This is a genomic window from Curtobacterium sp. GC_Cur_3 (assembly GCF_026544205.1).
GTDB lineage: Bacteria > Actinomycetota > Actinomycetes > Actinomycetales > Microbacteriaceae > Curtobacterium.
The window spans coordinates 66541-80598 of the sequence record NZ_JALNUI010000019.1 but is presented as its reverse complement, the minus strand read 5'-3'; the positions used below and the strand labels follow the sequence as shown (position 1 = coordinate 80598).

Annotated in this window: 15 protein-coding genes; 8 read left to right on the top strand and 7 right to left on the bottom strand. The window is 72.6% G+C overall.

Features of this window, described 5'->3' with window-relative positions; genetic code table 11:
* Positions 1 to 134: 134 nt before the first annotated feature.
* Entirely contained in the window at positions 135 to 1274 is a 1140-nt protein-coding gene (locus OXR63_RS11695) for a LacI family DNA-binding transcriptional regulator (protein WP_267423397.1), read from the bottom strand.
* Positions 1275 to 1327: 53 nt separating this feature from the next.
* Here OXR63_RS11695 and OXR63_RS11690 point away from each other — a divergent pair, with 53 nt between their 5' ends.
* The 4 genes from OXR63_RS11690 (at position 1328) to OXR63_RS11675 (ending at position 5607) form a co-directional block, all read left to right on the top strand.
* Positions 1328 to 2665, top strand: coding sequence for an MFS transporter (locus OXR63_RS11690; RefSeq protein WP_267423370.1), 1338 nt, complete (start codon positions 1328 to 1330; stop codon positions 2663 to 2665).
* Between the two features lie 9 nt (positions 2666 to 2674).
* Positions 2675 to 3370 (top strand): endonuclease NucS, encoded by a 696-nt coding sequence (nucS, locus tag OXR63_RS11685; protein ID WP_071278704.1) that lies wholly within the window; start codon positions 2675 to 2677, stop codon positions 3368 to 3370.
* Positions 3371 to 3604: 234 nt separating this feature from the next.
* Entirely contained in the window at positions 3605 to 4354 is a 750-nt protein-coding gene (locus OXR63_RS11680) for an HAD hydrolase-like protein (RefSeq protein ID WP_267423368.1), read from the top strand.
* A complete protein-coding gene (locus OXR63_RS11675; protein WP_267423366.1) occupies positions 4351 to 5607 on the top strand; it encodes an MFS transporter in 1257 nt (418 codons plus the stop codon). Before OXR63_RS11680 ends, OXR63_RS11675 begins: the two co-directional genes overlap by 4 nt.
* A gap of 183 nt (positions 5608 to 5790) precedes the next feature.
* On the opposite strand, the gene OXR63_RS11670 is transcribed toward OXR63_RS11675, so the two are convergent.
* Positions 5791 to 6624, bottom strand: a complete 834-nt coding sequence (locus OXR63_RS11670; RefSeq protein WP_267423364.1) for an SDR family oxidoreductase — start codon at positions 6622 to 6624, stop codon at positions 5791 to 5793.
* Positions 6625 to 6666: 42 nt separating this feature from the next.
* Positions 6667 to 7305, bottom strand: a complete 639-nt coding sequence (locus OXR63_RS11665) for a nucleoside/nucleotide kinase family protein (protein WP_267423361.1) — start codon at positions 7303 to 7305, stop codon at positions 6667 to 6669.
* Between the two features lie 33 nt (positions 7306 to 7338).
* Here OXR63_RS11665 and OXR63_RS11660 point away from each other — a divergent pair, with 33 nt between their 5' ends.
* Positions 7339 to 7710 carry a VOC family protein gene (locus OXR63_RS11660; RefSeq protein ID WP_194659629.1) on the top strand — a complete coding sequence of 124 codons (372 nt, stop codon included), beginning with the start codon at positions 7339 to 7341 and terminating at the stop codon, positions 7708 to 7710.
* 119 nt (positions 7711 to 7829) lie between these two features.
* On the opposite strand, the gene OXR63_RS11655 is transcribed toward OXR63_RS11660, so the two are convergent.
* Positions 7830 to 8267, bottom strand: a complete 438-nt coding sequence (locus tag OXR63_RS11655; RefSeq protein WP_267423356.1) for an NUDIX hydrolase — start codon at positions 8265 to 8267, stop codon at positions 7830 to 7832.
* A gap of 125 nt (positions 8268 to 8392) precedes the next feature.
* Here OXR63_RS11655 and OXR63_RS11650 point away from each other — a divergent pair, with 125 nt between their 5' ends.
* Complete coding sequence (locus tag OXR63_RS11650) at positions 8393 to 9088, top strand: GNAT family N-acetyltransferase (protein WP_267423354.1); 696 nt, start codon at positions 8393 to 8395, stop codon at positions 9086 to 9088.
* Here OXR63_RS11650 and OXR63_RS11645 read toward each other — a convergent pair.
* Positions 9085 to 9687 (bottom strand): hypothetical protein, encoded by a 603-nt coding sequence (locus tag OXR63_RS11645; RefSeq protein WP_267423353.1) that lies wholly within the window; start codon positions 9685 to 9687, stop codon positions 9085 to 9087. The genes OXR63_RS11650 and OXR63_RS11645 overlap by 4 nt on opposite strands.
* A 145-nt stretch (positions 9688 to 9832) precedes the next feature.
* Positions 9833 to 11152, bottom strand: a complete 1320-nt coding sequence (locus OXR63_RS11640) for a carboxylesterase family protein (RefSeq protein WP_267423352.1) — start codon at positions 11150 to 11152, stop codon at positions 9833 to 9835.
* 234 nt (positions 11153 to 11386) lie between these two features.
* Here OXR63_RS11640 and OXR63_RS11635 point away from each other — a divergent pair, with 234 nt between their 5' ends.
* The gene (locus tag OXR63_RS11635; protein WP_194659625.1) at positions 11387 to 12187 is read left to right on the top strand and encodes a sugar phosphate isomerase/epimerase family protein; all 801 of its coding nucleotides are present in this window, start codon (positions 11387 to 11389) and stop codon (positions 12185 to 12187) included.
* Complete coding sequence (locus OXR63_RS11630; RefSeq protein ID WP_267423351.1) at positions 12184 to 13287, top strand: Gfo/Idh/MocA family protein; 1104 nt, start codon at positions 12184 to 12186, stop codon at positions 13285 to 13287. The genes OXR63_RS11635 and OXR63_RS11630 overlap by 4 nt, the downstream gene beginning before the upstream one ends.
* An 83-nt stretch (positions 13288 to 13370) precedes the next feature.
* Here OXR63_RS11630 and OXR63_RS11625 read toward each other — a convergent pair whose 3' ends face one another.
* Positions 13371 to 13979, bottom strand: coding sequence for a TetR/AcrR family transcriptional regulator (locus OXR63_RS11625; protein ID WP_267423350.1), 609 nt, complete (start codon positions 13977 to 13979; stop codon positions 13371 to 13373).
* Positions 13980 to 14058 lie beyond the last annotated feature (79 nt).

Below are 14058 nucleotides of genomic sequence, written 5' to 3'. Positions count from 1 at the left end.
GCCACTCGGTGCGAGGTTGGCGGGTCGCACGGGGTGTGCAACCTCGCACGGGCCGGCGGACCGCGCACGGTGCGACCGCGGCGGACCGCGCACGGTGCGAGGGACCGCGCACGGTGCGAGCCGCGGCCGGACCCTCAGCCCCGCGGGGCCGCCGTCGTGTCGCCGACCCGGAGCTCGGAGCGGAACGCGGCACCCTCGGGCGACTCGCCCTCGAGCATCGCCAGGGCCGCCCGCGCCGCCGCCTGGCCCTTCTGCACGAAGGGCTGCACGAGCGTCGTCAGCTGCCGGATCGGGGAACGGTGGAACAGGCTGTCGTCGACCTGGATGCCGTCGAAGCCCACGACGCTGACGTCCTCCGGCACGCGGAGCCCGGCTTCCAGCGCCGCCGAGATCACCCCGACGGCCAGCAGGTCGCTCTGTGCCACCACCGCGGTCGGACGGCTGCCGTCGGGGGCGAAGAGCGCGGCACCGGCGATGCGGCCCTCCTCCACGGAGCTGCCGCCGGCCTCGATCGCGACGGCGTCCGGGAACACGTCCCACACCCCGCGGAGTCGTTCCGTCGTGGTGAAGGCAGCGCCGGCGGCGAAGCGCTCGGGGCTGATCGGCCCGCGGTGGTGCGAGGCGTCGAGGGGCAGCGCGACGACCGTCACGGCGGCGTGCCCGAGGTCGCGGAGGTACGCGGCCGCACGCCCCGAGCCCTCGCGGTTGTCGAGCTTGATCGGGACGGCGCCCTCGATGTCGTCGGCCTCGATCGCGACGACGGGGATCCCGCGGCGTCGGAGCACGGCGACCGCTGGGTCGACCCGCACGTTGCACCCGACGAGCACGACGGCGTCCATCGGGGCGTCGACGAGGGGTCCGGCACCGCGCTCGTCGTCGAGCGGACTGCGGACGAGCAACAGGGAGGCGCCGGCCTCCCCGGCGACCTCGGCGATGCCGTCGAGCGTGAGGACGTTGACCGGGTCGCGGAAGGCGTCACTGAGTCGCTCGTCCATCACGACACCGATGACGCCGGACCGGCCACGGCGGAGCGACCGGGCGCGCGGGTCCGGGCCGTCGTAGCCGAGCTCAGCCGCGGCGGCGAGGACCCGGGCGCGGGTCTCCTCGGACACCGGACCGGTGCCGCTGAAGGCCAGGGACGCGGTGGAGGGCGCCACCCCGGCGGCACGGGCGACGGCGACGAGCGTCGGCCGAGCGGCCCGCGCGGTTGCGGGGACGGTGCCGGCAACGCGGGGAGTCCCCGACGCGCCGCCGTGTGTTGCCGTGTCGTCCATCGCCGGTTAGCGTATCGGAGAACCACACTCGAATCGATTCGATCGGAAGCACCATGACGACGGCGTCCGCCATCACGACCGCACCGAGCACCCGAGCGTGGCGCAACGCCGTGTTCGTGGTGTTCACGCTCTCGGGGCTCGACATCGCCACCTGGCTAGGGCGCATCCCCAGCGTGCGCGACGAGCTCAGCGCCAGCACCCTGACGATGGGGCTGCTCGTCGTCGGGATGAGCGTCGGGTCGATCGCCGGCCTGACCTTCGCCGGGCACATCGTGGGGAAGCTCGGGGCCAAGCGCGGCGTGCAGATCGCCGCCGCCTGCCTGGCGCTCGGGCTCGTGATGGCCGGCATCTCGGTCAGCCTGGGCTGGGGATTCGCGGCGATCTGGATCAGCCTCATCGCGTTCGGGTTCGGCAACGGGCTGTGCGACGTGTCGATGAACGTGACGGGCGCCACGGCCGAACGGCTCGGCGGCCGCACGATCATGCCGCTCTTCCACGCCGCGTTCAGCCTCGGAACGCTCGCCGGCGCCGGCCTCGGTTCCCTGGCCGAGCGGCTCGAGGTCCCGGTCGCCCTGCACTTCATCGTCCTCGGCATCCTCACGAGCCTCGCGATGCTCACCGCCGTCCGCTGGTTCGGCGACGAGCGGGTCGCCCCGGCCGAGGCCACCGACACCAGCCCCGTGCCGCTCCCCGTCTCGCGCTGGGCCGTCTGGCGGCAGCCGTCGACGCTGCTCATCGGCGTGATCGTGCTCGGCATGGCCCTGGCCGAGGGCTCCGCGAACGACTGGCTGCCCCTCGCGATGATCGACGGCCACGGGCTGGAGAACGACGGCGGCTCGGCCGTCCTCACCGTGTTCCTCGCCGCGATGACCGCGGGCCGCGTCGCCGGCAGTCCCCTCATCGACCGGTTCGGCCGCGTCCCCGTGCTCCGTGCGAGCGCCGCGGTGGCCGTCGTGGGCCTCGGCATGCTGATCTTCGTGCCGAGCGTGCCGCTGGCGATCGTCGGCGTGGTGCTGTGGGGCCTCGGGGCGTCGCTCGGCTTCCCGATGGGCATGTCCGCCGCCGCTGACGACCCCCGTACCGCGGCCGCCCGCGTCAGCGCCGTGGCCACCATCGGCTACGTCGCGTTCCTCGCCGGCCCGCCGATCATCGGCCTCGTCGGTGAGCACTTCGGCCTGCTCCACGGCCTGCTCATCGTGTTCGTGTTCATCATCGCGGCGGGTCTGGCATCCGGTGCGGCCCGCGAGCGGACGCCGGAGGCGACCGGGACCACCGGGGCCGGCCCGAGCCTCCTGGCCGGAACCCACGAGACCGACGGGACCCACGCGACGGACGCGACGAACCAGACCGACGCGACCAGCGCGAGCGGAGCGCGACGCGACGCCCGTTAGGCTTCCCGGGTGCGTCTCGTCATCGCCCGTTGCTCCGTCGACTACGCCGGTCGCCTCGCGGCTCACCTGCCCCTCGCGACCCGGCTCCTCATGCTCAAGGCGGACGGCTCGCTGCTCGTCCACTCGGACGGCGGCAGCTACAAACCGCTGAACTGGATGAGCCCGCCGTGCTCGATCGAGATCGGCGAGCCCTCCGAGGACCAGGCCTCGGCAGGCATCGAGCAGGTCTGGACGGTCACGCAGAAGAAGACCCAGGACAAGCTCGTCGTCAGCATCCACGAGGTCATCGCCGACCAGACCCACGACCTCGGCGTCGACCCAGGCCTGGTCAAGGACGGGGTCGAGGCCCACCTGCAGCAGCTCCTGTCCGAGCAGATCGAGCTCCTCGGCGACGGGCACACGCTGGTCCGCCGCGAGTACATGACCGCCATCGGACCGGTCGACATCCTGGCGCGGGACGACGCCGGTGCGAGCGTCGCCGTGGAGATGAAGCGGAACGCCAACATCGACGCGGTCGAGCAGCTCACGCGCTACCTCGAGCTGATGAACCGCGACCCGATGCTGCGTCCGGTGCAGGGCGTGCTCGCGGCGCAGACGGTGGCGCCGCAGGCCCGCACCCTCGCCGAGGACCGCGGCATCCGCGTGCTGGTGCTCGACTACGACGCGATGCGCGGCATCGAGGGCGGGCACACCCGCCTGTTCTGAGGTGGGTTCGTCCTGCCGGGGGTCTTCGCGCGCGTAGAGGGTCGTTCCGCGCGTAGCGGGTCGAATCGCGCGTAGGCGGTCGTTCCTTCTGACCCGCAACGCGCGAACCCACCTGCCAGCGCGCCCGTCATGGGAAGGAACACCCCACCGGCCAGGAGGCTCGGCCCGGCTCCGCAGCGCCCGTCACGCCCCGCTGACGATCGACTTCACCGCCCCGGTTAGGCTGGTCCTGACATGACCAGCCCGTTCAGCGCCATCCTCTTCGACCTCGACGGCACCATCAGCGACTCGGCGCCGGGCATCCTCGAGAGCCTGACGTACACGTTCCGCCAGGTCGGAGTGCCCGTCCCCGACCACGCGACGATGATGTCGTTCGTCGGTCCGCCGATCCTCGACACCTTCCACATCGCGATGGGCATGGACGACGAGCTCGCCGACCGCACCCTCGCCGTGTACCGCGAGCACTACTTCTCGCACGGGGCGCTCGACTCCCGGATGTTCGAGGGCATCGACGTCGTGCTCCGCACCCTGCACCAGGCGGGGCTGCCGATCTCGACGGCGACGAGCAAGCCCGAGACCCCGGCGACGTACATCCTCGACCACTACGGACTCGTCGGGGACATCGACGTGATCACGGGTGCGAGCGACGACGAGGTCCGGTCCTCGAAGGCCGACGTCGTCGAGGAAGCACTCAAGCGCCTCGACGCCCGCGGGTTCGACATCAGCCGACCGGTGCTCGTCGGCGACCGACTGCACGACGTCGAGGGCGCCGCGGTGCACGGTGTGCCCGTCGTCTTCGCCGAGTGGGGCTACGGCTCCCCCGAGGAGGCCGTCGGCACCATCGCGACCGCCGCCACGCCGCTCGACCTGCTGCCGATCCTGCTGCCAGGGTCGGACGCTGCCGGGCCGCACGCTGCCGGCTCTGGCGCTGCCGGCTCTGGCACTGCCGGGACGTCCGCCGCCGACCTCGCCGGCCGCGCGTGAGCGCCAGGGGGGAGCTGGTCCGCCGCGCGGGCTGGGTCCTGCCGGTCGCGATCGTCCTGGTCGCGCTGAACTTCCGCGGGCCGATCGTCGCGCCGGCTCCGGTCATCGGGGACGTCCGGATGGACCTCGGGCTCACCACCACCGTCGCGGGGCTGCTCACGACGATCCCCGTGCTCTGCTTCGCCCTCGCGACGCCGCTCGCGAGCTGGGTGATCGCGAAGGCCACCCCGGAGCGGGCGGTGTCGCTGTCGCTCGTCGTCGTGCTCGTGGGCACGGTGATCCGGTCGCTGCCGAGTGCCGCCGCGCTGCTCGTCGGCACCGCGGTGATCGGCATCGGCATCACGATCGGCAACGTCGTCGTCCCGGTGGTCATCCGCCGCGACACCTCACCGGAACGCGTCGGGATCGTCACCGGCGTCTACACGTCGGCGCTCAACGTGGGGTCGATGACGACCTCGCTCGGCACCGCTCCGATCGCCGACCTGTGGGGCTGGCCGGTCGCCATCGCCCTGTGGGGGGTGTTCGCCCTGATCGCCGGCCTCGCCTGGACGTACACCGTGGGCGCGCGTGCCGCCTGGCTCGGCCCGCGCTCGGGTGCGGTCGTCGAACCGCTGCCAGTGACCGGGCCGATCGACCAGGTGCTCGACACCGGCGCCGTCCGCACCACGACTGCGCCGACCCGGGTCTCCGTCGTCCGCCCGACCCGCTGGGTGACGATCGGGCTGACGTTCGCCTTCGGTGGACAGGCCTTCTCGTACTACGCCCTGACCGCCTGGATCCCGACGCTGCTGCACGACGAGATCGGCTTCTCGAAGGCGTCGTCCGGGGCGAGCTCGTCGGTGTTCCAGATCCTCGCGGTCGTCGGGGCGCTCGGTGTCCCGGTGCTCGCCGCCCGCTGGCGGCCGAGGGCGATCCTGTCGCTCGTCGGGACCCTGTGGCTCGCGATGCCCCTCGGGCTGCTGTTCGCGCCGCAGCTGTGGCTGCTGTGGTCGATCCTCGGCGGTGCTGCCCAGGGCGGCGGCATCACGGTGATCTTCATCATCATCGTGCGGCTCGTCTCGAACGACGACGACGCCCGCCGGATGTCGGCATTCGTGCAGGGCGGCGGGTACCTGCTCGGGTCCGCGGGCCCGATCGTCGCCGGCGCGCTCCACGGGGCGACCGGGGACTGGACGGCACCGCTGCTCGTCGTGCTCGTCGCGGTGCTGGTCCTCGGCGTGGTCGGCACCCTCGCCGCGCGCCGGGTGCCCTGACCCGCGCAGCGAGCTGAACGCCGCGTAGCGGGTCGAATCGCGCGTTGCAGGTCGTTCCTTCCGACCCATCACGCGCGAATCGACTTCCCACTGCACGCGATGTGGGAAGGAACGCACCGCCGGGAACGCACGGGGCAGCGAGTACCCGCCAGGAACGGCTCCGCCGAGGACGCGCGCGCAGCGTCACCCCGCGCGCAGCACATCCCGCAACGACATCGGCGCCCGACCCGTCACACGCTCGACGTCGCCCGTGACCCGCGCGAGCGCCCCCTCCGCGATCGCCCTGTACGTGCTGACCCACGCGTCCGCCTGCCACGGCTCCGGGTTCCACCGCGCCCGCGAGGCGTAGGCCTCCTCCAGCGTCTCCGGCTGGTATCGCACGGCACGACCGCGCGCATCGCTGACGATGGACGCGGCCTTCGCGAGCGTGATCGCCGCCGGCCCCGTCAGGTCGTACGTCCGGTCGAGGTGCGCCGCCGGGTCCCGGAGCACGGCCGTCGCCACGCGCGCGACGTCCGCCCGCGCGACCGCTGCCATCGCGCCGTCGCCCGCCGGACCGCGAATGACGCCGTCCTCGCCGACCAGGTCCTCGACGAAGTCCAGGTAGAAGCTGTCCCGCAGGAACGTGTGCGCCATGTCGGTCGTGCGGATCGCCTGCTCGGTGGCCCAGTGGTCGCGTCCGAGCGTGAAGGTGGCGTCCTCCGCCGCGCCCATGAAGGACGTGTAGACGACGTGCCGCACACCCGCGTTCGCCGCCGCCGTCACGAAGGTCCGGTGCTGCTCCAGCCGGTCCTTGGCCTCCGCGCCCGAGACCATGAGCAGCAGGTCGACGCCCTCGAGCGCTGCCCGCGACGCGTCGGCGTCTGCGAACGTCGCCGTCCTGACGTCGGTGTCCGGCAGCTCCGGTGCACGGGCGGGGTCGCGGACGACCATCCGGAACGGCACGCCGTCCGCGGCGAGCGCGCGGGCGACGGCGCCGCCGATGTTGCCGGTCGCGCCGGTGATGGCGATGGTCATGGTGGCTCCTGTCGTGTGGCGCGGGTCGCGGCCCGCAGGGGGTCAGGTCCGGACGATCCGGGAGGCTCGGCTCACCGTGGCAGCGACCCGTTCGGCGTTCACGCCGTCGACCTCCACCGCCCAGGAGCGTGCCGCTTCGTGGTCACGGCCGTGCCGCATGTGCCGACCGACGAGGCGGTCGACCCGGACCCCGTCGTCGACCGTGCAGAACCAGGTCTCGGTGAACAGGTCCGACAGCGCGTCCCAGGGTGCGGACTCGTCGAGCAGGTAGTTGCCCTCGGACACCACGAGACGGGCGTCCCGCGGCACGGCGATGCTGCCGGCGACGGGCTCGTCGACGCGGCGGTCGAAGTCGGGGGCCCACACGACGGGTTCGTCGGCGAGGACGAGTCGGCGGACCAGGGCGACGTACCCGTCGGCGTCGAAGGTGTCGATCGCGCCCTTCCGGTCATGCCGGCCGAGGCGGTCGAGTGCGCCGTTCGACAGGTGGAAGCCGTCCATGGGCACCTGCACGGCGGTGCCGACGCCGAAGTGCTCGTCGACGGCGACGACCACACGGCGGGCCAGGGTCGACTTGCCCGCGCCGGGGGCTCCCGCGATCCCGAGCACGACGCGCTCACCGGACGCGGCGAGCTCGACCGCGCGTCGGACGGCGTCGTCGACCGTTCCCTCCGTGCGCACGCACTCATCCTCCCAGAGGAGTTCACTGTCGGCATGACGATCGACGCGACGAAGGCGTTCAGCGGGTTCTCCGTCCGGGACCCGGCCGAGGCGAGGGCCTTCTACGAGGACGTCCTCGGGCTCGAGGTCACCGAGGACCACGGCATGCTCGCACTCCAGCTCGGCGGCGGCAGGTGGGTGTTGGCCTACCCGAAGGGTCCGGCGCACGAGCCCGCGGCCTTCACGGTGCTCAACTTCCCCGTGCCCGACGTCGACGCCGCGGTCGACGAGCTCACCGCGAAGGGCGTGACGTTCCTGCAGTACGAGGGCATGACCGACGCGAAGGGCGTGAACCGCAAGGGCGGCCCGCTCATCGCCTGGTTCACCGACCCCTCCGGCAACGTCTTCAGCGTCATCGCGGAGTGACCGGCAGTCGGTGCTGACGCTGAGATCGCACTTCGTGTCGCCTCGGACAGCGCTCACCCGACACCAACTGCGATCTCACCGCTGGGACCAACCACCGGCGCCGGCCGCGGCGGCGCGGGTCAGCTGAGCGCGCCCGCCCACCCGAGTGCGATCGGCACGACGAGACCGTGTCGATGGTGCGGGAGCTCGGCGATCGGGATCCAGTCCGCCCGCTCGGTCGAGCCGTCGGCCTCGTTCCGCAGGGCACCGCCGGTGATCCGGACGCGGAACACGACCTGCACGGCCTTCATCGGTCGGCCGTTCTCGTGCATCCGACGCTCCGCGGGCACCAGGTGGTGTCGCACGCCGAGCAGTCCCCCGACGGCGACCTCGTACCCGGTCTCCTCCATGAACTCGCGGACGACGGCCTGCTCGACGCCTTCGTCGTACTCGACGCCTCCGCCGGGCAGTGCCCAGGTGCCGGCCTCGGGGAAGCGCTGCATCGCCAGCAGCACCCGGCCCTCGTGTGTGACCACGCCGTACGCCGCGAGCCGGGTGTCGTAGTCCGTGTACTCCATGACCCGACCATCCCAGGAAGCCGCACGAGCGGACGCGTGCCGCGCCGAGCCTCCTGTCCGGCGCTGTCGTCCGCCGCTGGTGCGGGACTACCCTGAGCGCCATCCGGCGACGGGAGGGCCCACCCATGGCGACGAGCGAGACGACCAACGACGACGCGACGACGTTCCGACCGGCGAACGAGGTGCCGTGGGAGGACCTCGACCGTGTGTTCGGCGAGCGCGGCGACCCGGCGCGCTGCCACTGCCAGTGGCTGAAGACCTTCGACCGGACCTTCACGGACATGCCGGTGGAGGAACGGACGCGGCGGTTCCGGGCGGAGACGGGGTGCGACGACCCGGAGGCGCGGGAGACGACCGGGATCGTGGCGTACCGCGACGGCGAACCGGTGGGCTGGGCGGCGGTGGAACCGCGGCCGGCGTTCGTCCGCTTCCGGAAGACCCGGGTGCAGTGGGCCGGACGGCAGGAGGACCGTGCGGACGAGGGCGTCTGGGCGATCGCCTGCTTCGTGGTGCGGAAGGGCTTCCGGCGGCAGGGCGTCAGCCACGCGTTGGTCGTGGGCGCCGTGGAACATGCCCGGCGGCACGGGGCCCGCGCGGTCGAGGGCTACCCGATGGAACTGGCGCCCGGGGTCGAGGACATCTGGGGCGAGCTGTTCGTCGGCCCGCGGTCGGCCTTCGACGCGGCGGGGTTCCACGAGGTGACGCACCCGACCACCCGGCGGTCCGTGATGCGGCTGGAGTTCCAGCGCGACGACGGCCAGCGTGCCGGCACCCAGCACGACGACGACCGGCGCGACGACGGCCAGCGCGAGGGCAGCTAGCGAGCCGGCTGTGCGACCGGGCCGTTCGCCCACCCGACACGCATCCGCGCGACGGCACGGTCGTACCCGGCGAGCAGGTCCGACTGGTCGCGGAGCAACGACTGCAGCTGCAGGCCCTCGTACAGCGCGAGCAGCTGTTCGGCACTGTGTCGCGGGGCAGTGCCACGGGCCTCGCGCCCCATCACGACGTCGCGGGCGAGCATCACGGTGAGGTCCTCGAAGGCCAACGTGTACTGCTTGCGGAACCACCCGGCAGCAGCGTGCCCCGGCGTGGAGGCGGCACTCAACAGCGCCAGGTGCAGCCGGACCAGCGCGGGGTCGCCCTCACCGGTCTCGAGGCGGGCCCGGATGTAGGCGACGGCACCCTCACGCTCGCCGATCGACCGCAGCGCCTGCTGTGTGGCGGTGTTCCAGCGGTCGATGACGGCCACGATGAAGAGCTCCCACACCGGGTAGACGCGGCGGAACTCCTCGATGGAGATGTCGGCGTGGACGGCGACCTCGTCGGGTCCGACCTGGTGGAAGTCGGCGGCGCGGTACGCGAAGATCCCCGCGGCCACGATGCGGGCACGGAGATCGGGATCGGCGGACACGGGCATCCCCTGATTCTCCGGGGGTGGAACGACCGTGGATACCGCCAGTTCAGGGGGTGCCGGCCGGAGCTGCCCGCCACCGGCCTCCGAAGCCGCCTGCCACCGCCACCCGCGGCGGTCCGGCACCGTCACGCGCGGCGACCCGCCACCGTCACCCGCGGTCGAACGCCAGCGTCTCGTCGCTCGCCGCCGTGACCCGCCCGGTCCGCGCGAACTCCGCCCAGATCGCCCGGACGCCGGGGCCGCGTCGTTCGGCCTCGGGCCAGTCACGCTCGGACACGAACAGGCTGCCGGCCCAGGCCTCGCGCCGGCCGAGCAGCATCGGGAGCTCACCCATGTGCGCTGCACCGGTCGGCCGCCGCGTCGCCCCGCGGAGCAGCCGGTAGCGGATCGCCGTGCCACCGCCGGCGCGGTGCCGTTCCGCGAACCGCCGCGCGTCCCGACCGTAGATGACCTCGGTCAGCGGCCGGACGAGCCACCACCGCACGAGTGCCCGACCCACCCGGTTGCGAACGAACCGGCGCACGACCGGCAGGACGGGCACGTACATCGCGGTCTCGTCCGCGGCCGACCCGATCATCAGGTCGATGTGCGGTGCCACCCGGCGCCAGGCCTCCGCGAGGTCGCGCTCCGCGGGCAGCGGTGCGAAGCCGTACTGGGTGCCGTAGGGCATCCCGCCGCGCAGTCCGAACGGCATCGCGATCCGCTCCGCGCGTGTCTGCCGGTCGAGCAGGTCCTCGAGCGCGGTGTCGGATCCGACCGCGCCGACGGTCCGCACCATGGCGCGGTTCATCCGGGAGCGCCCCCGCGACAGCCCGAGCGGTGCGCTCTGCACGATCGCGCGGTGGAACAGCCCCGCGGTGCCGTCGCTGATCATCAGGTGCGCGACGGCGTCACCGCCGGCGGACTGCCCGAAGAGCGTGACGTTGTCGGGGTCGCCGCCGAACGCGGCGATGTTCTCGTGCACCCACCCGAGCGACGCGACGAGGTCGAGCAGCCCGAGGTTCGCCGGCACCCGCTCGCCGTCGCCGAGGAACCCGAGCACCCCGAGCCGGAAGGTCACGGTCACGACGACCACGCGCTGCTCGGTGACCAGGTCGACCGGGTCGTTCATGGGCAGGTCCCCGCCACCGATGACGTAGGAGCCGCCGTGCACCCAGACCATCACCGGCAGTCGCTCGTCGTCGCCGACGTCTGCCGGCAGCGTGATCGAGAGCCGCTGGCAGTGCTCGTCGACCTCGGCCTCGACCACGTGCAGGAGCTGGTCGACGACCGGGGAGGGCGACTGCGGCGCGAGGGGCGCCGGGGTGTCCGCGTCGAACACGTCCGGGAACGGCGGCACCGGCTGCGGCGGCTGGAAGCGGTCGGCCTGCGCGTACGGGACCCCGAGGACCCGCACCACCCCGTCGTCGCGCTGGCCACGGATGCGTCCGGCTGGGCTGTCGAAGGTCAGGGTCGCGTCGTGGAGCACCGGTCCACGGTAGCCCGGGAGGCTCGGCGCCCGCCCGGCACGCCGGCCACCGTGACGGGGTGCGGACGTGGGCGACGACGGGTGCGGACGCTGGTGGCCCGCTGCGCGGACACGAGCGACACAAAACTACACACCGGGTGGTTTTCGGTGTAGCGTCGTCCTCGATCTCGCCGCGGAGCATCGCGTCCTCGACGGGTCAGCACAGCCCAGTCAGGACCGAAGGAGCCCCGCGCAATGCCCATCACCTCCGTGCAGCTGTACTCGCTGCGAGACGCCATCGCCGACGACCTCGATGCGGCCATCGCCCGCGTGCGCGAGATCGGGTACGAGAACGTCGAGCCCTACGCGTTCGTCGAACGTGCCGCCGACCTCGAGCGTGCCTTCGCCGCCACCGGCCTGAAGGCCCCGTCCGGCCACGTCGCCGTGATCGACGCCGCCGACACCGCCCCGATCTGGGACGCCGCAGAGCGTCTCGGCATCAGGACCGTCATCGACCCCTTCATCCCGACCGACCGCTGGCAGACCGCCGACGACGTCAAGGCGATCGCCGACCGCGTCAACGAGCTCACCGCCGAGGCCGCGGCCCGTGGCCTGCAGTTCGGGTACCACAACCACCAGTGGGAGTTCACGAACAAGGTCGAGGGCCGTACGGTCTACGAGCTCTTCGTCGAGCAGCTCGCCCCCGAGACCGTCCTCGAGGTCGACACCTTCTGGGCGACCGTCGGTGGCGCGGACGCCCCCGCCGTGCTCCGCTCCCTCGGCGACCGGGTCGTCGCGATCCACGTGAAGGACGGCCAGGTCGACGGCGACATCCGCGACGCCCTGCCGTCGTCCGAGAGCGCCCTCATCGTCCCCGAGGCCCTGCAGCGCGCCTTCGAGAACCAGACCCCCGCCGGCCAGGGCGACGTCGACGTGGTGTCGATCCTCGCCGCAGCGCCCCAGGCGATCCGCGTCGTCGAGTTCGACGCGTACAAGGGCGACGTCTTCGAGGGCATCGCCGAGTCCCTCACCTGGCTCGGGGACAACGACAAGTGAGCCGTGTCGGGATCGGCATCATCGGTGCCGGCAACATCTCCACGCAGTACCTCACGAACCTGACGCAGTTCGCCGACGTCGAGGTCCGCTTCGTCGCCGACGTGCTGCTCGACCGCGCCGCCGCCCAGGCAGCGGAGTACGGGGTCGGAGCGTCCGGGTCCGTCGAGGACCTCCTGGCCCGCGACGACGTCCAGATCGTCATCAACCTGACGATCCCGGCCGCACACGCCGAGGTCGACCAGCAGATCATCGACGCCGGCAAGCACGTCTGGAGCGAGAAGCCGATCGCCACGGACCACGACTCCGCCGCCGCGGTGCTCGCATCCGCGACGGCCAAGGGCCTCCGGGTCGCGACGGCACCGGACACCGTGCTCGGCGCCGGCATCCAGACCGCGCTCCGGGCCATCGCCCGCGGTGACATCGGCGAGCCGCTCACCGCGACCACGATGTTCCACGTCCCCGGGCCCGAGGCCTGGCACCCGAACCCGGACTTCCTGTTCGCCACCGGTGCCGGACCGCTGTTCGACATGGGGCCGTACTACGTGACGACGCTCGTGCATGCCTTCGGCGCCGCCACCCGCGTGCAGGCCGTCTCGTCGAAGTCGCTCGAGCGTCGGACCATCGCGTCCGGCGACCGGGCGGGCGAGACGTTCCCGGTCGAGGTCCCCACGCACCACGCGGCCCTCATCGAGTTCGCCGGCGGGCAGTCGGCCCAGTCGACGTTCTCGTTCCAGCACGCGATGCCGCGCCAGGGCTTCGTGGAGATCAACGGCACGCTCGGCACGATCTCGCTCCCGGACCCGAACACGTTCGAGGGTGACTCCACCCTGTGGCGGTACGGCCAGGACGAGCCCGAGACGATCACCGCCGTCGGGTCGACCTGGGGCCGCGGCACCGGGGTCGTCGAGCTCGCCCGCGCCATCGCCGAGGACCGCCCCGAGCGCGCCTCGGGTGCCACCGCGCTGCACGTCCTCGACGTGCTGCTCGGCATCCGTGACGCCGCCGCGACCGGCACGGCCGTCGACATCACGTCGACCGTGCTCGCGATCCCGCCGCTCCCCGAGGACTTCGACCCCGCGGCAGCGGTGCTGACCGCCTAGGAAGCACACGCGCCCCCATCGAGGGAGCAGATGACATCGGGTCGCCCACGGGCATCCGACATCGTCTGCTCCCTCGATGCACGTCAGGACGCGGGCGGCGGCACGAGCTGCTCGAGCAGCCGCAGCACGCGCTCCCCGTCGACCGCGTCCGGGTCGAGCAGCCACTGCACCTGGAGCCCGTCGGACGCCGCGATGCTCAGGGACGCCAGGTCCGTCGGGTCGAGGTCGCCCCGGATCCGCCCGAGGTCCTGGTCGCGCTGGATCAGCACGGCGAGCTCCGACCGCAGCCGCGCGAAACGCTCGCGCATGAAGTCACTCGTCGCCGGGTGCCCTTCACCGACGGCGTCGGCGGCCAGGGTCGTGTAGAGCTGCACGAGCCCGGGCACCTCGCGGTTGCGCCGAGCGCTGTCCCGCATGTCGCCGATCGCCGACGCCAACCGGTCCGGCGAGTTCTGCTCGCGCACCTCGTGCTCCCGGTAGACCGCGAGCAGCAGTTCGTCGCGCGAGGGGAAGTAGTGCCGCAGGGCGGCGTGGGTGATGCCGAGTGCCTCGGCCACGGACCGCAGCGAGGAGGCGTCCACGCCCTGCTCGGCGACCATCCGGATCATCTCGTCGAGGATCTGCACCCGCCGCTCGGCACCCTTGCGGTACCCGCGTCGCGGAGCGGCGTCGGCGTCCTCGGCGGCGGTCATGCAGACAACTTACCGCTGGAAGGTTTCCGGTGGGGCAGAAGACGGGAGGCTCCCACCGGGCCCGTGGGCAGCCTCCAGT

What these genes read in the sequence shown, in the direction of transcription:
- OXR63_RS11695 (WP_267423397.1), bottom strand. Translation starts at nt 1,274, where the DNA reads ATGGACGACACGGCAACACACGGCGGCGCGTCGGGGACTCCCCGCGTT.
- OXR63_RS11690 (WP_267423370.1), top strand. Translation starts at nt 1,328, where the DNA reads ATGACGACGGCGTCCGCCATCACGACCGCACCGAGCACCCGAGCGTGG.
- OXR63_RS11680 (WP_267423368.1), top strand. Translation starts at nt 3,605, where the DNA reads ATGACCAGCCCGTTCAGCGCCATCCTCTTCGACCTCGACGGCACCATC.
- OXR63_RS11670 (WP_267423364.1), bottom strand. Translation starts at nt 6,624, where the DNA reads ATGACCATCGCCATCACCGGCGCGACCGGCAACATCGGCGGCGCCGTC.
- OXR63_RS11660 (WP_194659629.1), top strand. Translation starts at nt 7,339, where the DNA reads ATGACGATCGACGCGACGAAGGCGTTCAGCGGGTTCTCCGTCCGGGAC.
- OXR63_RS11655 (WP_267423356.1), bottom strand. Translation starts at nt 8,267, where the DNA reads ATGGAGTACACGGACTACGACACCCGGCTCGCGGCGTACGGCGTGGTC.
- OXR63_RS11650 (WP_267423354.1), top strand. Translation starts at nt 8,393, where the DNA reads ATGGCGACGAGCGAGACGACCAACGACGACGCGACGACGTTCCGACCG.
- OXR63_RS11645 (WP_267423353.1), bottom strand. Translation starts at nt 9,687, where the DNA reads ATGCCCGTGTCCGCCGATCCCGATCTCCGTGCCCGCATCGTGGCCGCG.
- OXR63_RS11635 (WP_194659625.1), top strand. Translation starts at nt 11,387, where the DNA reads ATGCCCATCACCTCCGTGCAGCTGTACTCGCTGCGAGACGCCATCGCC.
- OXR63_RS11625 (WP_267423350.1), bottom strand. Translation starts at nt 13,979, where the DNA reads ATGACCGCCGCCGAGGACGCCGACGCCGCTCCGCGACGCGGGTACCGC.